The organism is Amycolatopsis sp. NPDC051061, assembly GCF_040682935.1.
In the GTDB taxonomy this organism is placed as follows: Bacteria; Actinomycetota; Actinomycetes; order Mycobacteriales; family Pseudonocardiaceae; genus Amycolatopsis.
The window spans coordinates 85,478-105,758 of record NZ_JBFBBZ010000030.1 but is presented as its reverse complement, the minus strand read 5'-3'; the positions used below and the strand labels follow the sequence as shown (position 1 = coordinate 105,758).

At 71.6% G+C, this 20,281-nt stretch carries 18 protein-coding genes; 14 read left to right on the top strand and 4 right to left on the bottom strand.

The window, feature by feature from the left end; translation table 11 throughout:
* The first annotated feature begins 14 nt into the window (after window positions 1–14).
* Together AB0N03_RS33970 and AB0N03_RS33965 are read left to right on the top strand one after the other, a co-directional pair.
* Window positions 15–1,715, top strand: a complete 1,701-nt coding sequence (locus tag AB0N03_RS33970; protein ID WP_364380357.1) for a CTP synthase — start codon at window positions 15–17, stop codon at window positions 1,713–1,715.
* Window positions 1,712–2,341, top strand: a complete 630-nt coding sequence (locus AB0N03_RS33965) for an NUDIX hydrolase (protein WP_364380354.1) — start codon at window positions 1,712–1,714, stop codon at window positions 2,339–2,341. Before AB0N03_RS33970 ends, AB0N03_RS33965 begins: the two co-directional genes overlap by 4 nt.
* A 95-nt stretch (window positions 2,342–2,436) precedes the next feature.
* Here AB0N03_RS33965 and AB0N03_RS33960 read toward each other — a convergent pair whose 3' ends face one another.
* Window positions 2,437–2,964 carry a DUF1707 domain-containing protein gene (locus AB0N03_RS33960; protein WP_364380351.1) on the bottom strand — a complete coding sequence of 176 codons (528 nt, stop codon included), beginning with the start codon at window positions 2,962–2,964 and terminating at the stop codon, window positions 2,437–2,439.
* A 109-nt stretch (window positions 2,965–3,073) separates the two neighbouring features.
* Between AB0N03_RS33960 and xerD the strand changes: the two genes are divergently transcribed.
* The 7 genes from xerD to AB0N03_RS33925 all read left to right on the top strand — a co-directional run bounded on the left by xerD (window position 3,074) and on the right by AB0N03_RS33925 (window position 10,133).
* The gene (gene xerD, locus AB0N03_RS33955) at window positions 3,074–3,976 is read left to right on the top strand and encodes a site-specific tyrosine recombinase XerD (RefSeq protein ID WP_364380419.1); all 903 of its coding nucleotides are present in this window, start codon (window positions 3,074–3,076) and stop codon (window positions 3,974–3,976) included.
* 146 nt (window positions 3,977–4,122) lie between these two features.
* A complete protein-coding gene (locus AB0N03_RS33950; RefSeq protein WP_364380348.1) occupies window positions 4,123–5,094 on the top strand; it encodes a ParA family protein in 972 nt (323 codons plus the stop codon).
* Window positions 5,091–5,501, top strand: coding sequence for a cobyrinic acid a,c-diamide synthase (locus tag AB0N03_RS33945; RefSeq protein WP_364380345.1), 411 nt, complete (start codon window positions 5,091–5,093; stop codon window positions 5,499–5,501). Before AB0N03_RS33950 ends, AB0N03_RS33945 begins: the two co-directional genes overlap by 4 nt.
* A complete protein-coding gene (locus AB0N03_RS33940; protein ID WP_364380342.1) occupies window positions 5,501–6,415 on the top strand; it encodes a segregation/condensation protein A in 915 nt (304 codons plus the stop codon). Before AB0N03_RS33945 ends, AB0N03_RS33940 begins: the two co-directional genes overlap by 1 nt.
* A gap of 41 nt (window positions 6,416–6,456) precedes the next feature.
* On the top strand, window positions 6,457–7,374 hold the full coding sequence (gene scpB / locus AB0N03_RS33935; protein WP_364380416.1) for an SMC-Scp complex subunit ScpB: 918 nt from the start codon (window positions 6,457–6,459) through the stop codon (window positions 7,372–7,374).
* Window positions 7,361–8,113: a pseudouridine synthase gene (locus AB0N03_RS33930; RefSeq protein ID WP_364380339.1), complete on the top strand. Its 753-nt coding sequence runs from the start codon at window positions 7,361–7,363 to the stop codon at window positions 8,111–8,113. Before scpB ends, AB0N03_RS33930 begins: the two co-directional genes overlap by 14 nt.
* A gap of 178 nt (window positions 8,114–8,291) precedes the next feature.
* Window positions 8,292–10,133, top strand: a complete 1,842-nt coding sequence (locus tag AB0N03_RS33925) for a Xaa-Pro dipeptidyl-peptidase (protein WP_364380336.1) — start codon at window positions 8,292–8,294, stop codon at window positions 10,131–10,133.
* 101 nt (window positions 10,134–10,234) lie between these two features.
* Here AB0N03_RS33925 and AB0N03_RS33920 read toward each other — a convergent pair whose 3' ends face one another.
* From AB0N03_RS33920 to AB0N03_RS33910, 3 genes are read right to left on the bottom strand one after another with little or no spacing between them, the layout of a single operon-like run.
* Window positions 10,235–11,428 carry a cation:proton antiporter gene (locus AB0N03_RS33920; protein ID WP_364380333.1) on the bottom strand — a complete coding sequence of 398 codons (1,194 nt, stop codon included), beginning with the start codon at window positions 11,426–11,428 and terminating at the stop codon, window positions 10,235–10,237.
* Window positions 11,429–11,435: 7 nt separating this feature from the next.
* Window positions 11,436–11,918: a TrkA C-terminal domain-containing protein gene (locus AB0N03_RS33915; protein ID WP_364380330.1), complete on the bottom strand. Its 483-nt coding sequence runs from the start codon at window positions 11,916–11,918 to the stop codon at window positions 11,436–11,438.
* A 36-nt stretch (window positions 11,919–11,954) separates the two neighbouring features.
* On the bottom strand, window positions 11,955–12,323 hold the full coding sequence (locus tag AB0N03_RS33910) for a DUF4267 domain-containing protein (RefSeq protein ID WP_364380327.1): 369 nt from the start codon (window positions 12,321–12,323) through the stop codon (window positions 11,955–11,957).
* A gap of 91 nt (window positions 12,324–12,414) precedes the next feature.
* Here AB0N03_RS33910 and AB0N03_RS33905 point away from each other — a divergent pair, with 91 nt between their 5' ends.
* The 5 genes from AB0N03_RS33905 to AB0N03_RS33885 all read left to right on the top strand — a co-directional run bounded on the left by AB0N03_RS33905 (window position 12,415) and on the right by AB0N03_RS33885 (window position 20,269).
* Window positions 12,415–12,981: a TetR/AcrR family transcriptional regulator gene (locus AB0N03_RS33905; RefSeq protein WP_364380324.1), complete on the top strand. Its 567-nt coding sequence runs from the start codon at window positions 12,415–12,417 to the stop codon at window positions 12,979–12,981.
* A 198-nt stretch (window positions 12,982–13,179) separates the two neighbouring features.
* Window positions 13,180–13,884 carry a (d)CMP kinase gene (gene cmk, locus AB0N03_RS33900; protein ID WP_364380413.1) on the top strand — a complete coding sequence of 235 codons (705 nt, stop codon included), beginning with the start codon at window positions 13,180–13,182 and terminating at the stop codon, window positions 13,882–13,884.
* Window positions 13,881–14,549, top strand: coding sequence for a lysophospholipid acyltransferase family protein (locus AB0N03_RS33895; RefSeq protein ID WP_364380321.1), 669 nt, complete (start codon window positions 13,881–13,883; stop codon window positions 14,547–14,549). The genes cmk and AB0N03_RS33895 overlap by 4 nt, the downstream gene beginning before the upstream one ends.
* A gap of 16 nt (window positions 14,550–14,565) precedes the next feature.
* Entirely contained in the window at window positions 14,566–16,074 is a 1,509-nt protein-coding gene (gene der, locus AB0N03_RS33890; protein ID WP_364380318.1) for a ribosome biogenesis GTPase Der, read from the top strand.
* Between the two features lie 253 nt (window positions 16,075–16,327).
* Window positions 16,328–20,269, top strand: coding sequence for a Pls/PosA family non-ribosomal peptide synthetase (locus AB0N03_RS33885; RefSeq protein WP_364380315.1), 3,942 nt, complete (start codon window positions 16,328–16,330; stop codon window positions 20,267–20,269).
* Window positions 20,270–20,281: the final 12 nt, after the last annotated feature.

The window sequence follows — 20,281 nt, the reverse complement described above, 5'->3', positions numbered from 1 at the left end:
TATGCTGGCGGCCCGTGGGACTTCAGTCACGGGCTACCAAGTACGTTTTTGTCACCGGAGGCGTCGCCTCCTCTCTGGGTAAAGGACTCACGGCTTCCAGCCTGGGACAACTCCTTACCGCGCGCGGGCTTCGCGTCACGATGCAGAAGCTCGATCCGTACCTCAACGTCGACCCCGGGACGATGAACCCGTTCCAGCACGGTGAGGTGTTCGTCACCGACGACGGCGCCGAGACCGACCTCGACATCGGGCACTACGAGCGCTTCCTCGACCGCGACCTCGACGGCAAGGCCAACGTCACGACCGGCCAGGTCTACTCCGAGGTGATCGCCAAGGAGCGCCGCGGCGAGTACCTCGGCGACACCGTCCAGGTCATTCCGCACATCACCGACGAGATCAAGTCCCGGATCACCGCGGCCGCCGAGCCCGACGAGGCCGGCCAGACGCCGGACGTCGTCATCACCGAGGTCGGCGGCACGGTCGGCGACATCGAGTCGCTGCCGTTCCTGGAGGCGTGCCGCCAGGTCCGCCACGACGTCGGCCGCGACCACTGCTTCTTCCTGCACGTCTCGCTGGTGCCGTACCTGGCGCCGTCGGGCGAGCTGAAGACGAAGCCGACCCAGCACTCGGTCGCCGCGCTGCGCAACATCGGCATCCAGCCCGACGCGCTGGTCTGCCGGGCCGACCGGGAGATCCCCGAGGACCTCAAGCGCAAGATCGGCCTGATGTGCGACGTCGACAACGAGGCCGTCATCGCCTGCCCCGACGCGCGGTCGATCTACGACATCCCGAAGGTGCTGCACCGCGAGGCGCTCGACGCCTACGTCGTGCGCCGCCTCGGGCTGCCGTTCCGCGACGTCGACTGGACGGTGTGGGGTGACCTGCTCGACCGGGTGCACAACCCGAACGAGGTCGTGCGGGTCGCCGTCGTCGGCAAGTACATCGACCTGCCGGACGCCTACCTGTCGGTCACCGAGGCCCTGCGGGCGGGCGGGTTCGCCCACCGCGCCAAGGTCGAGATCGTCTGGGTCGCCTCCGACGACGCGCAGACCGCGTCCGGCGCGGCGTCCGTGCTGTCCGATGTGGACGGTGTGCTGATCCCGGGCGGGTTCGGCATCCGCGGCATCGAGGGCAAGGTCGGCGCGATCGAGTACGCCCGCACCCGCGGCGTGCCGCTGCTCGGGCTGTGCCTCGGCCTGCAGTGCATGGTCATCGAGGGCGCCCGGCACCTGGCCGGCATCGCCGACGCCGGGTCGTCGGAGTTCGACGAGAACACCAAGCACCCGGTGATCTCGACGATGGCCGACCAGCGCGACGTCGTCGCGGGGGAGCGGGACATGGGTGGCACCATGCGCCTGGGCGCCTACCCGGCGAAGCTCAAGCCGGGTTCGCAGGTCGCCAAGGCGTACGGCACCACCGAGGTGTCCGAGCGGCACCGGCACCGCTACGAGGTGAACAACGCCTACCGCAAGCAGCTCTCGGACGCGGGCCTGGTGTTCTCCGGCACGTCGCCGGACGACCGCCTGGTCGAGTTCGTCGAGCTGCCCGCGGACAAGCACCCGTTCTTCGTCGGCACGCAGGCGCACCCCGAGCTCAAGAGCCGCCCGACCCGGCCGCACCCGCTGTTCAGCGCGTTCGTGAAGGCCGTCGTGGACCGCAAGGTCGCCGAGCGGCTGCCGGTCGAGCTGCCCGAAGCCCCGGTGGCCGCCCGATGACCGCGCCGGGCGAGCACGAGTTCAGCGTCGCCTCCAGCCGTGACGTCCACATCGGACGCGTCGTCGGCCTGCGGATCGACGACGTCGTGATGCCGGGCGGCGACACCGCGGTCCGCGAGGTGATCGAGCACCTCGGCGCGGTCGCGATCGTCGCGCTGGACGACGAGCAGCAGGTCACGCTGATCCACCAGTACCGGCACCCGATCGGGCACCGGCTGTGGGAGCTGCCGGCGGGCCTGATCGACCACCTGGGCGAGGACCCGGTCGGCACCGCGCGTCGCGAACTGGTCGAAGAGGCCGGCCTGGCCGCGTCGGACTGGGTGACCCTGGTCGACGTCGCGGCGTCGCCGGGCTTCACCGACGAGGTCGTGCGGGTCTTCCTGGCCCGCGGACTGTCCGATGTGGACCGGGACGTGCTCGGCGACGAGGAGGCGGACCTCGTCATCCGCAAGTTCCCGCTCGCCGAGGCCGTCCGGATGGCCCTGGCGGGCGAGCTGATCAACGGCGCCACGGTGTCGGGCGTGCTGGCCGCGCACGCGGTGGTCACCGGCGGGGCCCCGGCCCGCCCGGCCGACGCCCCGTGGGAGGACCGCCCGACGGCGTTCGCCAAGCGCAAGGAAGCCTGACCCCGAGCGCCCCAATGTGGCCTTGGTTGCGTTGAACGCACCCAAGGGGCCCTTCGGTGCGTTGAACGCACCGAAGGCCACATTGGGGCGCTCGGTCAGGGGCGCAGGGGGCGGCCTTCGGCGTCCAGGCCGCCGTTGGCCAGCAGGAGGATGCCGTCGATGAACGGCCAGACCGCGCCGATCCCGGCGGTGATCAGGCAGACGAACAGCTGCAGCAGGCCCAGCCCGACCTGGCCGGTGTAGAACCGCCCCACACCGAACGGCAGCACGATCTGCAGCACCCCGGCCACGGTCTTGGACCGGTAGGAGTAGGGGACCGGTGTCGGTGGCGCGTACGGCACCGGGAGGGGTGGCGCGTACGGGTCCGGCACCGGCTGCCCGTACATCGGCAGCTGCGCCGTGGGCTGCGAGTACATCGGCGGCGGCGCGAAGAAACCCGGGTGCGGCTGCGGCAGGTCGCCGAACAGCGGCCGCAGGTCACCCAGCGTCGCCGCCGCGTAGGCGGCCGTCACGCGGGTCTCGTACTCGTCCGGCGTGATGCGGCCCATGCCGAAGTGGTCGGCGAGCAGCCTCGCCGCTTCCTCGCGCTCGGCCGTGCCGATGCGGAGCTCGTCCGACTCCATGGAATCCAAGGTAACCGCGTGGAGCTGAGAACGGGGTTTCTGCCGGGTCACGGACCCCCTGCGGCCTAAGGTGTCCGGCGTGGCCTCCAGCCCGCACAGCACGGCCGACGTGATCGCCGCGTACCTCGACCACCTGGTCGTCGAACGCGGGACCGCGCACAACACCCTGGACAGCTACGCCCGTGACCTGCGCCGGTACGCCGCGCACCTGGACGGCGCGGGCGTCGCCAAGATCGCCGACGTCACCTCCGCGCACGTCACGTCCTTCGGTGCCGCTCTCCGGGAAGGTGACGACGAGCACCGGCCGCTGGCCGCGTCGTCGGCCGCGCGGGCACTGGTCGCCGTGCGAGGCCTGCACAAGTTCGCTCACGCCGAGGGACTCACCGAGCACAACCCGGCCCGCGAGGTCCGGCCGCCGACCCCGGCGAAGCGGCTGCCCAAGGCGTTGCCGGTCGACGACGTCCTGCGGTTGCTCGAGACCCCGGCGCCCGACGGCGAACGCCCGCTGCGCGACCGGGCGCTGCTCGAAGTGCTCTACTCCACCGGCGCCCGGATCTCCGAGGCGGTCGGCCTGGACATCGACGACGTCGACGACGTCGAACGCACCGTCCTGCTCGACGGCAAGGGCGGCAAGCAGCGGATCGTCCCGATCGGGCGTCCCGCGCTCGCCGCGCTGAGCGCCTACACCGTCCGCGCCCGGCCGGCGCTCGCCGCCCACGGCCGGGGCACCGCGGCGCTGTTCCTCAACGCCCGCGGCAGCAGGCTTTCGCGGCAGAGCGCGTGGCAGGTCCTCAAGGACACCGCCGGACGGGCGGGGATCGTCGCGGTGGTTTCGCCGCACACCCTCCGCCACTCCTTCGCCACGCACCTGCTCGAAGGCGGCGCGGACGTCCGGGTCGTGCAAGAGCTGCTCGGCCACGCTTCGGTGACGACGACCCAGGTGTACACGCTGGTCACGGTCAACACCCTGCGCGAGGTGTACGCCACGGCGCACCCGCGGGCATTGGGCTAGACGGCCCTACAAGCGGCGAAGGGCCTTCGTAGCCTGCACCGACGGTCGAGTGACATTGCCCCCTCGGGTCCGGCGCGTTGCTTTGCCGGGGCTCCGGCTCCGCGCATAGGCTGCGGCGGACTCGACGAACAAGGAGCTTTCCCGCCATGTCGACACCGAACCAGCCGGCCCACCCGGCCGAGTCCGCCGGGTCGGCGGCGGCGAACCTCAGCCAGGTCACCATCGCCACCCCGACCCGCCACGAGGGTGACGATCCGAGAGAGCGCAACGGCAAGAAGGTGAAGCTCACCGGCATCGGGCCGACCGGCCGCCCGATCCGCGAGATCCCCGAACCGCCCCCGCTGGACCGCCACGGCCCGGCCAAGATCATGGCGATGTGCAACCAGAAGGGCGGCGTCGGCAAGACGACGTCGACCATCAACCTGGGCGCCGCGCTCGCCGAGTGCGGGCGCAAGGTGCTGCTCGTCGACTTCGACCCGCAGGGTGCGCTCGCCGTCGGTCTGGGCATCCAGCCGCACGAACTGGACCAGACGGTCTACAACGCCATCATGGAGCGCGCGGTCAGCGCCACCGACGTGCTGCTGAAAACCCGCGTCGACGGCGTTGACCTGCTGCCGAGCAACATCGACCTGTCCGCGGCGGAGGTCCAGCTCGTCGCCGAGGTAGGACGCGAGCACACGTTGTTACGGGTCCTTCGTCCGGTCATCAACGACTACGACTATGTTCTTGTCGACTGCCAGCCCTCGCTCGGCTTGCTCACGGTGAACGCGCTGACCGCTGCGGACGGCGTGATCATCCCGCTCGAGTGCGAGTTCTTCAGTCTCCGAGGCGTCGCGCTCCTGATCGACACGATCGAGAAGGTGCAGGAACGGCTCAACCCCAAACTGGACATAGTCGGGATTCTCGCCACCATGTACGACCCGAGAACCCTGCACTCGAAGGAGGTCATGGCTCGCGTGGTGGAGGCATTCGGCGAGACCGTGTTCGACACGGTCATCAACCGCACGGTGCGGTTCCCCGAGACGACGGTCGTGGGTGAGCCGATCACGACCTGGGCGCCCAAGTCGGCCGGCGCCGCGGCGTACCGCCAGCTGGCCCGCGAGGTGATCGCTCGGTGAGCAGGCGCGCCTCCCTGCCCGGAGCGTCGGAACTCTTCCGCCTCACCTCCAGTCCCAAGCTCGATCGCCCGTCCCAGGCGCCGCCCGCGCCCGTCGAGCCCGTCGAGCCGAAGCCCTCGGGCAACGGCCGGTCGGAGCAGCTCGCCCGCGGCGTGGCCCCGCACGGGTCCGGCCGGACCAAGCACGACGCGAAGATCACCGTGTACGTCTCCGGCGACGAGCTCGTCGCCATGGAGCAGGCCCGGCTGACGCTGCGCGCGAAGCACGAGCTGGTCGTCGACCGCGGCCGGCTGGTCCGCGAAGCCGTCGCGGTGCTGCTGGCGGACTTCGACCAGAACGGCGAGGAGTCGGTGCTGGTGCAGCGGCTGCGGGTGGTCGGCTCAGACGGCGGCGAAACCGAGGGCTGATGGACGAGCCGGCACCGGTCCCGGCATCGGCTCCGGAGGACCAGGTCCCCGAAGAGCACCAGACGGTGCACGGCGGCATGGTCCCCGAAGGCCTGGCCAACGAGGAACTGAGCACGTCGAAGTTCAAGGTGAAGCTGGCCAACTTCGAGGGACCGTTCGACCTGCTGCTGCAGCTGATCTCGCAGCACCAGCTCGACGTCACCGAGGTGGCGCTGCACCGGGTCACCGACGACTTCATCGCGTACACGCGGGCGCTGGGCACCGACTGGAACCTCGACGAGACGACGGAGTTCCTGGTCATCGCGGCCACGCTCTTGGATTTGAAGGCCGCGCGGCTGCTGCCGTCGGCCGAAGTGGAGAGCGAAGACGACCTCGCCCTGCTCGAGGCCCGTGACCTGCTGTTCGCGCGGATCCTGCAGTACCGCGCGTACAAGCAGGTGGCGGCGCTGTTCGGCGAGCTGGAGCAGGGCGCGCTGCGGCGCTACCCGCGGTCGGTGGCGCTGGAGGAGCGGTTCATCGGGCTGCTGCCCGAGGTGATGCTGGGCGTGACGCCGGCGAAGTTCGCCGACATCGCGGTGGCGGTGTTCCGGCCGAAGCCGCCGCCGACGGTGTCGCTCGCGCACCTGCACATGGGCCGCGTGTCGGTGCGCGAGCACGCGGCGCTGCTGCGGGTGATGCTGGCCGAGCGCGGCCAGGCGACGTTCGGCGAGCTGGTGGACGACTGCGAGCACACGGTCGAGATCGTGGCGCGCTTCCTGGCGCTGCTGGAGCTCTACCGCGAGGCGACGGTCCAGTTCGAGCAGACGGAGGCGCTGGCGGAGCTGCACGTCCGCTGGACGGGCGGTTCGATGGCCGACGCCTCCGCGGCGGCCGAGCTGGACCGGTCCGCCGGAGACGAAGAGGAGTACGGGTGAGCCCCGAAGACAGGACACCGGCCGACGAGTCCGGGGCGGAGGTGCCGGCGGCCGAGGTGGTGCCCCCGGTCCCGCCCCTGGGCGAGCCGGCGGAGGGCGCGGCGGAGCTGGCGTGGGACGAGGCGCTGTCCGGCGAGCCGGTGACCGAGGACGGTTCGCCGGTGGAGCCGCTGGTCGAGGAGACGGCTGCCGCCGAGCCCGAGTCCGACGCGGCCGAAGCCGTCGAGCCCGAGCCCGAGTCCGACGCGGCCGAAGCCGTCGAGCCCGAGTCCGACGCGGAGCTTTCACGTGAAAGCTCCGCGCCTTGGGAGCCCGGAGCCGCGGAGCCGGCCGAGCCCGGCCCTGAAGCTCCCGACTCTGAAGCCCCCGACTCCGATCTCGTCGCGACCGGCGACACCGACTCCCTTCCCGACGTCACTTCCGACGAGACCCTCGAAGCTGCCCTCGAGGCCCTCCTCCTCATCGTCGACTCGCCCGCCGGCGAAGAACTGCTCGCCGAAACCGTCGGCCAGCCCAAGGCCCGGATCGTCGTCGCGCTGCGGACGATGGCGCAGAAGTTCACCGACCGGTCCTCCGGGATCGACCTGCGGCGCGTCGGTGAAGGGTGGCGGTTCTACACTAGAGACGTCTATGCCCCGTTCGTGGAGAAGCTCCTGCTGGACGGCCAGCGGTCGAAGCTGACCCGGGCCGCGCTGGAGAGCCTCGCCGTGATCGCGTACCGGCAGCCGGTGACCCGTTCCAGGGTCGCCGCGGTGCGCGGCGTGAACGTGGACGGCGTGATCCGGACGCTGCTCGCGCGCGGCCTCATCGAAGAGATGGGGACCGACCCCGAGACGACCGGCACGCTGTACGTGACGACCGAGCTGTTCCTGGAGCGACTGGGGCTGTCGTCACTGAACGACTTGCCAGCCATCGCTCCGTTGCTACCCGAAGTGGACACCATCGATGACATCCAGTGAACACCCCGACGGCATCCGCCTGCAGAAGGTGCTGTCGCAAGCCGGGGTCGCCTCCCGGCGGGCGGCGGAGGACCTGATCGCGGCCGGCCGGGTCGAGGTGGACGGCGCGGTCGTCACCGAGCTGGGCCGCCGGGTGCACCCGGACGAGGCCGTCATCCACGTCGACGGCACCCGCGTGAACCTGCGCGACGACCTGATCTACCTCGCCCTGAACAAGCCCAAGGGCGTGCACTCGACGATGTCGGACGACCGCGGCCGCCCGTGCGTCGGCGACTACCTCGCCGGCCGCTACGAGGAGACGCCCGGCGTCGTGCACGTCGGCCGGCTCGACGAGAACACCGAGGGCCTGCTGCTGCTCACCAACGACGGCGACCTCGGGCACCGGCTGATGCACCCGTCCTACCAGGTGCTCAAGACCTACCTCGCCGAGGTCGACGGCCTCGTGCCGCGCGGGCTCGGCAAGGAACTGCGCAACGGCTGGGAGCTGCCGGACGGCATCGTGAAGGTCGACCAGTTCCGGGTCAAGGACATGCACTCCGGCAAGTCGCTGGTGGAGCTGGTCATCCACGAGGGCAAGAAGCACATCGTGCGCCGCCTGCTCAAGGACACCGGGCACCCGGTGCTGAAGCTGGTCCGCACCGCGGTCGGCGACGTCCAGCTCGGCAACCAGCGTGTCGGCTCCATCCGCCGGCTGACCAAGGGCGAGGTCGGCTCGCTCTACCGGAACGTCGAGCTCTGACGCCGCTTTCGGGGGTCCGGGTGGCGAAGCCCCCGGCCCGGGGCGAAGCCCCGGTTGTCCTCTGACGCTTTTCGGGGGTCCGGGTGGCGAAGCCCCCGGCCCGGGGCGAAGCCCCGGTTGTCACAGTCCCGACTTTCCGCCGTGGCGCCGGCCCGCCGTGGGCTGCCAGCGTGGAGGCATGCGATCCGGTCTGGCACTGCTCGCGCTCATCCTCTTCACGACGTTCCTCCCCGGGGTGGCGCACGCGGCGCCCCGGGCGAGCGAGCCGGTCTACGACTACGCTAAGGCGATCCGCGAAACCGTCTGGGTCGACATCGGCCACGACGGTGACGGCGACGGCCGGTCCGACCGCGTCGCCGCCGACATCGTGCGGCCGAGCGAGGCGACGTCGCGCGTGCCGGTGATCATGGACGCCAGCCCGTACTACTCGTGCTGCGGGCGCGGCAACGAGAGCGAGCTCAAGTCGTACGACAGCGCCGGGAAGCCGGTGAAGTTCCCGCTGTTCTACGACAACTACTTCGTGCCGCGCGGGTACGCCGCGGTGCTCGTCGACCTGGCCGGGACGAACCGCTCGGCCGGCTGCGCGGACGTCGGCGGCGCTTCGGACGTCGATTCGGCGCGCAAGGTCGTCGACTGGCTGAACGGGCGCGCCACCGGCTACAGCGCGAAGACCGGCGGCAGTGCGGTGACCGCGGGCTGGAGCACCGGGAACGTCGGCATGATCGGGAAGTCCTACGACGGCACGATCGCCAACGGCGTCGCGGCGACCGGCGTCGCGGGCCTGAAGACGATCGTGCCGATCTCGGCGATCAGCTCCTGGTACGACTACTACCGGTCCGACGGCGCGACCTTCGGCTTCAACCCGGACGGGCTGGCGCAGACCGTCGAAGCGCGCAACAGCGGGCAGAACTGCTCGGCGCAGAACCAGGTCCTGAAGCAGGGCGCGACGGCCAACGGCGACTACGGGCCGCTGTGGGCGGACCGTGATTACGTCACCCACGCGGGCAACGTGCGCGCCAGCGTGCTGCTTTCCCACGGCGTCAACGATCTGAACGTCAAGACGATCCACTTCGGACAGTGGTGGAGCGGGCTGAACGTCGAGAAGAAGATCTGGCTGTCGCAGACCGGGCACGTCGACCCGTTCGACTACCGGCGCGCCGGCTGGGTCGACCTGCTGCACCGGTGGTTCGACCACTACCTGCTCGGCATCGACAACGGCGTCCAGAACGGGCCGCAGGCGAGCGTCGAGCGGCAGCCGGACCAGTGGGTGGACCAGGGCGCGTACCCGGCTGCCGGCGCGGTGGCCACGACGCTGCGGCCGCACAGCGGCGGCACGCTGGGCACCTCGGCGGCGTCGGGGACGGCGTCGTTCACCGACAACCCGAACGTCGGCGAGGACACGTGGGTGACGAACCCGGGCAGCGCGGCGCTGACCTACTCGACCGGGACCTTGGCGTCGGACCTGCAGGTTTCGGGGACTTCCGCGGTGACGGTGACGGCGACGCCGGGCACGACGTCGGCCCGGCTTTCGGCGCTGCTGGTGGACCTCGGCCCGGCGACGATCCGCAACTTCGCCGGCAGCGGCGAGGGGATCAAGACGGGGACGACGGAGAACTGCTGGGGCTCGTCCACCACAGGTGACGACGCTTGCTACCGGATCGCGTCGGCGGACGTGAAGAAGGTGAACTACACGATCTTGAGCCGCGGGTGGGCGGACCTGGCGAACTACGGGTCGCTCTCGCAGGAACGGCCGCTGACGCCGGGCACGGCGTACACGATGACGTTCGATCTGGCGTCCACGGACCACATCGTGCCGAAGGGGCACGCGCTGGCGTTGATCATCGGGGGCACCGACGGCAGCTTCATCCGAGGTCCCGCCCAGCCGGGCCGGGTGACGCTGGACCTGGCCCGGACGTCGGCGTCGGTGCCGCTGGCCGGAGTCGTCCCGGCGGCGACCACGCACCCGTCCGCGGGCGGCGGTGCGCACGTGCCGTCGGCGGGCCGCACGGACCTGCGCTAGACCCAAGCGCCCCAATGTGGCCTTGGTTGCGTTGAACGCACCGAAGGGCCCCTTGGGTGCGTTGAACGCACCGAAGGCCACATTGGGGCGCTCGGGCCGGGCTAACTCGCTTCGGCGGGAGCCGTCCGAGTGGTCGACTTCCGTTGCAGCGCACGGGCGATCGGCTCCACCACCCGCGCCGCCGTCGGGCCCAGGATCGCCATCAGCAACACGTACGCCGTCGCCAGCGCCGCCAGCTCGCCGTCCACCGCGCCCGCCGTCACCGCCAGACCCGCGATGACGATCGAGAACTCGCCCCGGGCCACCAACGCCGCTCCGGCGCGGGCTCGCCCCATCTTCCCGATGCGCTGCCGCCGCGCCGCCCACCAGCCCGTGCCGACCTTCGTAAGCGTCGTCACCACCGCCAGCACCACCGCCCAGCCGAGGACCGGCGGGATCGACGCCGGGTTCGTGTTGAGCCCGAACACCACGAAGAACACCGCCGCGAACAGGTCGCGCAGCGGTTCCAGCAGGTGCGTCGCGTTCTCCGCCGTCGAGCCCGAGATCGCGATGCCGAGCAGGAACGCGCCGACCGCGGCCGACACCTGCATCGCCGAGGCCAGCCCCGCCACCAGCAGCGCCGCGCCGAGGACCTTGAGCAGGAACACCTCGCGGTCCGGGCTGTCGACCGCGGCCGAGACGTACCGGCCGAACTTCAGCGCGATCACCAGCACCACGGTGATCACCAGCAGCGAGATCCCGACGGCTTCCATGCCGCCGAGGAAGCTGACGCCGCCCAGCACCGCCGTGAGGATCGGCAGGTAGAGCGCCATCACGAGGTCCTCGAACACGAGGATCGACAGCACCACCGGCGTCTCGCGGTTGCCGAGCCGGCCGAGGTCGCCGAGGACCTTCGCGACGATCCCGGACGACGAGATGTACGTGACACCCGCCATCACCATCGCGCCGACCGGGCCCCAGCCCAGCAGCAGCGCGACCGCCGCGCCGGGGGCGGCGTTGAGGACGATGTCGAGCAGGCCCGCCGTCCACGAGCGGCGCAGGCCGGTGAACAGCTCGGCCGCGGAGTACTCCAGGCCGAGCAGCAACAGCAGCAGCACGACGCCGATTTCGCTGGCCAGGTGCGTGAAGCCGCCGATGTCGGTCAGCGGGATCAGTCCGCCGGAGCCGAAGCAGAGGCCGCCGAGCAGGTAGAGCGGGATGGGGGAGAGGCCGATCTTGCCGGCCAGGCGCCCGAGCGCGCCCAGCACGAAGAAGACCGCCCCCAGTTCGATCAGGGACAGCGCGGTGTGGTCCATCGTGCGCTCAGCCGTACTTGAGGATCTTGGCGGCGGCTTCGAGGCCCTCGCTCGTGCCGACCGCGACCAGCAAGTCACCCCCGGTGAGGGTGAAGTCGGGCGTGGGCGAGGGGTGCACCTGGCCCGCCCGCGCCACCGCGACCACCGAGACGCCCGTGCGCGTGCGCATCGCCGTGTCGCCGAGCGTCCGGCCGTCGAAGGGGGCGGACGGCTTGATCGGCAGCTGCCGCGTGCTGATCCCCGGCAGGTCCCGGTGCTCCTCGGTGAGCTGGGCGACCAGCTGCGGCGCGCCGAGCAGGTTGGCCAGCGTGCCCGCTTCGTCCGCGGTCAGCGGGATGGACGCCGCGCAGGCGTCGGCGTCGTCCGCTTTCGACACGATCAGCTCGGTGTGGCCGTCCCGCTGGGTGACGACGCCGATGCGGCGGCCGGTACGGGTGCTGAAGTCCTTGCGGACCCCGATGCCGGGCAGGGGAGTGACTTCGACGTTCACCCGACCACCGTAACCCACATGTCCGATTCGCGACGTTCAGCCGAGCAGCAGCAGGCCCGCCGCGACGACCATGACGAGGGCGGTGAGGCCGTGGACGCTGTACGCGATGACCTTCTTCCCGTGGTGGCGCAAGACGATCAGCATGTCGCAGAGGGGCATGAACGCCTCGACGAGGATGACCCAGCCCAGCGCGTGCGGGTCGCCGTAGAGCATCAGGGCCAGCGGGACCAGGCCGACCCCGACGTCGCGGCCGCCCTTGACGTTGAAGAAGGTGTCACCGTTTTCGGGGATTTCGGTGAAGCCGAAGCCGGCGGCGATCTTCGCCGGAGCGAAGAGGTAGTTGAGCCCGACGTAGATGATCCCGAGCGAGACGATCGCGACGAGGATGTAGCCGGCGACAAGCATGGTGTTCCCTCCAGTTTTCTAGCACCGCTAGGATTGCTAGCAACGCTAACCTAGCATCGCTATTTTGTCTAGCAGTGCTAGCATCACCGGTATGACCCAGCGACAACGGCGTGTGCGCGACCGGACCGAGCGCGGGCAGCGGATCGTCTCCGCGGCCCGGGAGCTCGCCGAAGCGGAAGGCTGGGACGCGGTCACGACGCGCCGGCTGGCGGCGCTGATCGAGTACAGCCAGCCGGTGCTGTACAGCCACTTCCCGGGCGGCAAGGACGCGATCATGGCGGCGGCCGCGCTGGAGGGTTTCGCCGAGCTGGCCTCGGCGCTCGCGGCGGCTCGGGACGGCGGCGTCGCGGGAGTCGCGCGAGCGTACGTCGAGTTCGCCGACGCCAAGCCCGCGCTCTACGACGCGATGTTCACGCTGGCTTCGGAGCTGCCCTTCGCCCAGGACGACACGCCGGCGGTGATGCAGGAGGCCTACGGCGGGCTCGTGGCCGTGATCGAGCCGGTGGCGGGTACCCAGGACGCGGGCGTGCTGACCGAGGTCTTCTGGAGCGCGCTGCACGGCCTGATCACCCTCGACCGGGGGCATCGCCTGTCACCGGCACACCGTGCCGAGCGTCTCGCGCTGGTGGTCGCCCGCTTCGGAGCGCGGGCCGAGTGAGTCCGGGGCGACACGCGTGCCTGGAGGGTCGGCTCGCGTGCCTGGAGGGTCGGCTCGCGTGATCGGACGGACGACACGGCGGAACCGGCCCGCGCACGGGCCGACTGATCTCCTCCGCACCCCGACCGGCAGAATGGACCCCGAGCCGAACGAGACGAGAACGCGAGGAGAGTGCCGGTGACGGGAGCCCTACGTGGTGTGGTCGCGCTGGACGGCCCGTCGGGGACCGGGAAGACCACCGTCGCGCGCAAGCTCGCCCAGCGGCTCGGGGCCGGCTACCTCGACACGGGCGCCATGTACCGGATGGTCACCCTCGCCGTGCTGCGAGCCGGCGTCGACCCGGCCGATGCCGCCGCCGTCGCCGCCCTGGCGGACAAGACCGACTTCGGCATCGGCACCAGCCCCGACCGGCTCGAGATCCGGCTGGCCGGCGCGGACGTCGCCGCCGACATCCGCGGTCCCGAGGTCACCAAGGCCGTCTCGCCCGTCTCCGCCGTGCCCCACGTGCGTGAACTGCTCGTCGCCCGGCAGCGGCAGATCATCGACGACGTGCTGGAGCACCGGGGCGGCATCGTCGTCGAGGGCCGGGACATCGGCACCGTCGTCGCGCCCGACTCGCCGCTGAAGGTCTACCTGACCGCTTCGGCCGACGTCCGCGCGTCGCGCCGCAGCACCCAGGACAGCGCGGCCGGCCGGAAGTCGTCGGTCTCCGACGCACTGGCGAGCGTCGAGCGCCGCGACCACCTCGACTCGACCCGCGCGACCTCACCGCTGCGCGCGGCCGAGGACGCCGTGCACGTCGACACCTCGGAACTCTCGATCGACCAGGTGATCGTCGCCCTCAGCGAACTGGCCAACCACCGCGGACTGCTGGCGGGGTGCAACGCCGAGGTAGCTCGATGAAAGCTGGCGGACTGCCGGAAGGCTCCGTCGGCTGGCTCCACGAGGCCGGCCGGATCTTCGGCCGGTACCATCTGCGTTCGGCCTTCCGCATCCGCGTGCACGGCCGCGAGCGCATGCCCGCCACCGGGCCGGTGGTGGTGGTCGCCAACCACAGTTCCATGATCGAGCCGCAGCTGATCTTCGGAATGCTGCCGCGGCGTTCGGCGTTCCTGGTCAAGGCCGAGATGTTCGACCTGCTCGGCGGACTCGCCGGGAAGTTCCTGCGGGCCATCGGGCAGATCCCGCTCAAGCGCGGCGCGATCGATCGCCAACCGCTGATGACGGCGGTCGGCGTGCTCAAAGGCGGCGGCGTCGTCGGGATCTTCCCCGAGGGCACCCGCGGTGCCGGGGACGTCGGCGCGGCCGAACGCGGCGCGGCCTGGCTGGTCCGGGCCTCCGGCGCGACCGTGCTCCCGGTCGCGACGCGGGGCACGCGCAAGCCGGCGGACGGCAAGCGGCGCTGGCGCCCGCGCGTGGACATCCTCGTGGGGGAGCCGTTCGCACCGAAGGTCGGTCCCGGGAAGACCGGGCTCGACCAGGGCACCGAAGAGCTGCGCGGCGAGCTCGCGGCGCTCGTGAAGACTTTGGACGATTGGCGTTCCGAAAACGGATTCGTTACGCCATAAGGGAAATTGGGTTCTGATGGCTGAGTTTGATTCCGCCTCCGCGGGAAAAAGTGCGTCGGCGGCGTTCGACAGCGTCGGCGAGATCGACGGCACCTGGTCCGACGAGACCGAGTTCGCCAAGCTCGACGCGCAGATCGAGGCGGCGGAAGCGGCCGAGGAGGCCGCGCTCGCGCAACCGGTGCTCGCCGTGGTCGGCCGGCCGAACGTGGGCAAGTCCACGCTGGTCAACCGCATCATCGGCCGCCGCGAAGCCGTGGTCCAGGACGTGCCGGGCGTCACCCGCGACCGCGTCGCCTACGACGCCTACTGGGGCGGGCGCAAGTTCACCCTGGTCGACACGGGCGGTTGGGAGCCGGACGCGACCGGGCTGCAGGCGTCCGTCGCCGCCCAGGCCGAGCTGGCCATGCAGACCGCGGACGCCGTGCTGCTGGTGATCGACGCCTCGGTCGGCGCCACCGCCACCGACGAAGCCGCCTCCAAGGTGCTGCGCCGCTCGAAGAAGCCGGTGCTGCTCGTGGCGAACAAGGTCGACGACGACCGGCTGCTCGCGGACACCGCGTCGCTGTGGTCGCTCGGCCTCGGCGAGCCGCACCCGGTCAGCGCGCTGCACGGCCGCAGCTCCGGCGACCTGCTCGACGCCATCCTCAAGACCCTGCCCGAGGCGCCGCGCGAGGGCGTCGCCGCGACGTCGGGCCCCCGCCGCGTCGCGCTGGTCGGCAAGCCGAACGTCGGCAAGTCGAGCCTGCTGAACAAGCTCTCCGGCGAGGAGCGCTCGGTCGTCGACTCGGTCGCGGGCACCACCGTCGACCCGGTCGACTCGCTGGTGGAGCTGGACGGCGAGACCTGGCGGTTCGTCGACACGGCGGGTCTGCGCAAGCGCGTGAACTTCGCCGCCGGCGCCGAGTACTACGCCTCGCTGCGCACCAAGACCGCGATCGACGCGGCCGAGGTCGCGGTCGTGCTGCTGGACGCCGGCGAGCCCATCTCGGAGCAGGACCTGCGGGTGCTGACCATGGTCGTCGAGGCCGGCCGCGCCTGCGTGCTGGTGTTCAACAAGTGGGACCTGGTCGACGAGGACCGCCGGCACGCGATGGTCCGCGAGCTGGAGCGTGGCCTGGTCCGCGTGCCGTGGGCGGAGAAGGTCAACGTCTCGGCGCTGACCGGCCGTTCGGTGCGCAAGATCGCCCCGGCTCTGCGAACGGCGCTGGCGTCGTGGGACAAGCGGGTGCCGACCGGCCAGCTCAACGCGTGGCTGTCGGACCTGATCGCGGCCACCCCGCCGCCGGTCCGCGGCGGCAAGCAGCCGAAGGTGCTGTTCGCGACGCAGGCGGGCATCCGGCCGCCGACGCTCGTGCTGTTCACCACCGGCTTCCTCGAGGCGGGCTACCGCCGGTTCATCGAGCGCAAGTTCCGCGAGCGGTTCGGCTTCGAAGGCAGCCCCGTCCGGGTGAATGTGCGCGTCCGCGAAAAGAACGCGAAACCGAAGGCCGGCGGAAAAGCGGCCAGGCCCGCCAAATCCCGGTGATTTCCTGACGCCCGGCCGGCGTGATCCCGCTGATGCGACCTGGATCACGCTGGTCAGGGCGCGGGTGGTGAGGTCCGACACTCCGTCGTGATCTCGAAGATATGTTTCCTTCATCCGCGAGTAGGGTGAAAGGTCGTTGCGGGCGCCTCATTCAGGAGTGCAAGCCCGGTGAGGCTCGCGGAAGGTGAGTGATGGGCTTGCGCGCCCATAGTCCGTCCCTGCGCGTCTTCGACACGGTCGAGGTGCGCGTCCGATGACCGTCACGATCGAACCCGCCGAATCGGCCCCGGAGCTCGACACCGAGATCACCCTGCCGCTGCCGTGCGTCGCCGAGGTGACGCACGCGCCGTCGACGGCCCCGGTCGCCGACCGGGCCCTGTTCTGGTCCGGCCTCGGCGCCGGCGAGCGCACCCTGCTCGACGTCCTCGCCGCCACCGCCGAGCAGCACCCCAACGCCGCCGCGATCGACGACGGCACGACCACGCTGACCTACCGGCGGCTCCTCGAGGAGATCGACGTCTACGGCCGCCGCCTGCGCGGTTACGGCGTCGGCCTCGGCGACCGCGTCGGCATCCGGATCTCCTCCGGCACCGCCGAGCTGTACGTCGCGATCCTCGCCACCCTGTCCGTCGGCGCCGCCTACGTGCCGGTCGACGCGGACGACCCGGACGAGCGCGCCGAGCTGGTCTTCGAAGAAGCGCAGGTGGCCGCGGTGGCGACCGACTGGAAGATCAACGTCCACAGCACGCCGGGTGGTCGTGACGGCGTTCCCGGCCCGGCCGACGACGCGTGGATCATCTTCACCTCCGGCTCCACCGGCAAGCCCAAGGGCGTCGCGGTGACCCACGCGAGTGCCGCCGCCTTCGTCGACGCCGAAGCCGAAATCTTCCTCACCGAGGAGCCCATCGGTCCCGGTGACCGCGTCCTGGCCGGCCTGAGCGTCGCCTTCGACGCCTCCTGCGAAGAGATGTGGCTGGCCTGGCGCCACGGCGCCTGCCTGGTCCCGGCGCCGCGCGCGCTGGTCCGCACCGGCGTCGACCTGGGCCCGTGGCTGGTTGCGCAGCAGATCACGGTCGTCTCGACCGTGCCGACGCTGGCCGCGCTGTGGCCCGCCGACGCCCTCGAAGACGTCCGCCTGCTCATCTTCGGCGGCGAAGCGTGCCCGCCGGAGCTGGCCGAGCGCGTCGCCGTCGAAGGCCGCGAAGTCTGGAACACCTACGGCCCGACCGAGGCCACCGTCGTCGCCTGCGCCGCGCAGCTGACCGGCGAGGGCCCGGTGCGGATCGGCCTCCCGCTGGCCGGCTGGCAGCTCGCGGTCGTCGACGACGAGGGCCGGCCGGTCGCCATGGGCGACACCGGCGAGCTGGTCATCGGCGGGGTCGGCCTGGCCCGCTACCTGGACGCGGAGAAGGACGCCGAGAAGTTCGCGCCGCTGCCGTCGCTGGGCTGGCAGCGCGCCTACCGCTCGGGCGACATGGTCCGCGCCGAAGCCGACGGCCTGCTGTTCCTCGGCCGGCTCGACGAGCAGGTCAAGCTCGGCGGCCGCCGCATCGAGCTGGGCGAGGTCGACGCCGCGCTGCAGGCCCTGCCGGGTGTGCAGGGCGCGGCCGCCGCGATCCGCCGCACCAAGGCCGGCAACCAGGTCCTCGTCGGGTACGTCGTCCCCGCCGCAGGAGCGGCTTTCGACCACGAGCAGTCCGCGAACCGGCTGCGCGAGCACCTCCCCGCCGCGCTGGTGCCGCTGCTCGCCGTCGTCGACGACCTGCCCACGCGCACCTCCGGCAAGGTCGATCGCGCCGCCCTCCCGTGGCCGCTGTCCACTGTGGACGCCGCCGGGCTGTCGCCGACCGAGACGTGGCTCGCCGAAGGCTGGGCCGAGATCCTCGGCGTGTCGGTCGATGACCCGAAGGCCGACTTCTTCACCCACGGCGGCGGCAGCCTGACCGCCGCGCAGGTCGTCGGGCGCATCCGCACCCGGCACCCGCAGGTGTCGGTCGCCGACATCTACTCCTACCCGAGGCTGGGCGCGCTGGCCGCGATGCTGGACGCGCTGAGCGGCCAGGCCACCGAGCGCCGCGACATCGTGCCGACCCCGCGCCGCGCCGGTGCGATCCAGACGGTCCTGATGGTCCCGTTGATGGGCCTGGTCGGGCTGCGCTGGGCGACGCTCGCCGCCACGCTGTCGAACATCCTGTCGCTGCTCGGGTTCACCTGGGCGCCGACGCTGAACTGGGCGTGGATCGGCCTGGCCTGGGTCGTGCTGTTCAGCCCGGCGGGCCGGATCGCGATCGCCGCGGGCGGTGGGCGCGTGCTGCTCTCCGGGGTGCGCCCCGGCACCTACCCGCGCGGCGGGAGTGTCCACTTGAGACTGTGGACGGCCGAGAAGCTCGCGGAGTTCAGCGGCGCGGACAGCATCGCCGGCGCGTCCTGGACGACCACCTACGCCAAGGCGCTCGGCGCGCGGATCGGCAAGGACGTCGACCTGCACTCGCCGCCGCCGGTCACCGGGTTCCTCAAGCTGGGCCGCGGCGCGGCGATCGAGCCCGAGGTCGACCTGACCGGCCACTGGGTCGACGGCGACCGCGTGCACATCGGCAAGGTCCGCGTCGGCGCGGAGGCCCGCATCGGCGCGCGCAGCACGCTGTTCCCCGGCGTCCGCGTCGGCAAGGGCGCGGAGATCGCGGCCGGCTCGACCGTCCGCGGCGCCGTCCCGGCCGGGCAGCGCTGGGCCGGTTCGCCGGCCGCGCGCGTGGCCAAGGACGAGCGCGACGCGCTGAAGTGGCCGGCCGGTCGGCCGCCGCGGTCGCACTTCTGGGCCACGGTCTACGGCGTGACCTCCCTGGCCCTCGGCTTCCTGCCCGGCGTGGCCGCGTTGGCGGGTGCCGCCGTGCTCGGCTGTGCGATCGCCGGTGCGCCGACCCTGCTGGACGCCTTCACCCGCGCGCTGGTCTTCGTCCCGGTCGCGACTGTGGCGTACTTCGCCGCCTACATGCTGCTCGTGCTCGCCGGCGTCCGGGCGCTGAGCATCGGCATGGTCGAGGGCTACCACCCGGTGCACGGCCGCGTCGCGTGGCAGGTCTGGGCCACCGAGCGCCTGATGAGCATGGCCCGTGAAGGCCTGTTCCCGTTGTACGCCAGCCTGTTCACGCCGGTGTGGCTGCGGCTGCTCGGCGCGAAGGTGGGCCGCAACGTCGAGGCGTCGACCGTGCTCGCGCTGCCGAAGATGACCCAGGTCGACAGCGGCGCGTTCCTGGCCGACGACACCATGGTCGCCACCTACGAACTCGGCCACGGCTGGCTGCACGTCGCCCCGGCGCGGATCGGCAAGCAGGCCTTCCTCGGCAACTCGGGGATGACCGCGCCCGGCCGCTCGGTGCCGAAGCGCGGACTCGTAGGTGTTTTGTCCTCGACGCCGTTGAAGGCGAAGAAGGGCTCGTCGTACCTCGGGATGCCGCCGCTGCCGGTCCGCCGCGCGATCGGCGACGCCGACACGAGCCGCACCTACACCCCGGCGCTGCACCTCAAGGCGGCGCGGGCGCTGGTCGAGCTGTGCCGGATCATCCCGGTCATGTGCGGGGTCGCGCTGACCGTCACGGTCGCCTTCGGGCTGCTGTGGGCGGCTACGGCGTTCGGCTTCGCGGTGGCCGCGCTGCTGGCCGGGCCCGCCCTGCTGGCCGCCGGGATCGTCGCGGCGCTGACCGCGACCGTGATGAAGTGGCTGCTGGTCGGGAAGTTCCGCGAGGTCGACCACCCGCTGTGGAGCTCCTTCGTCTGGCGCAACGAGCTGGCCGACACCTTCGTCGAGGCCCTCGCGGTGCCGTGGCTGATCGGCTCGATCGGCGGCACGCCGCTGCTGCCGGCCTGGCTGCGCACGATGGGCGTCAAGATCGGCCGCGGCGTCTGGCTCGAGACGTACTGGCTGCCCGAGGCCGACCTCGTGTCGCTGGGTGACGGCGCGACGATCAACCGCGGCTGCGTCGTGCAGACGCACCTGTTCCACGACCGGATCATGAGCATGTCGCGGGTGAACCTCGGCGAGGGCGCGACGCTCGGCCCGCACGGCATCGTGCTGCCCGGCGCCGGCATCGGCGCGCGCACCACGGTCGGCCCGGGGTCGCTGGTGACCCGCGGCGACGAGGTGCCGGCCGACACCCGCTGGCTCGGCAACCCGATCTCCGCGTGGACGGGTAAGTAGAAGGTCACGAAG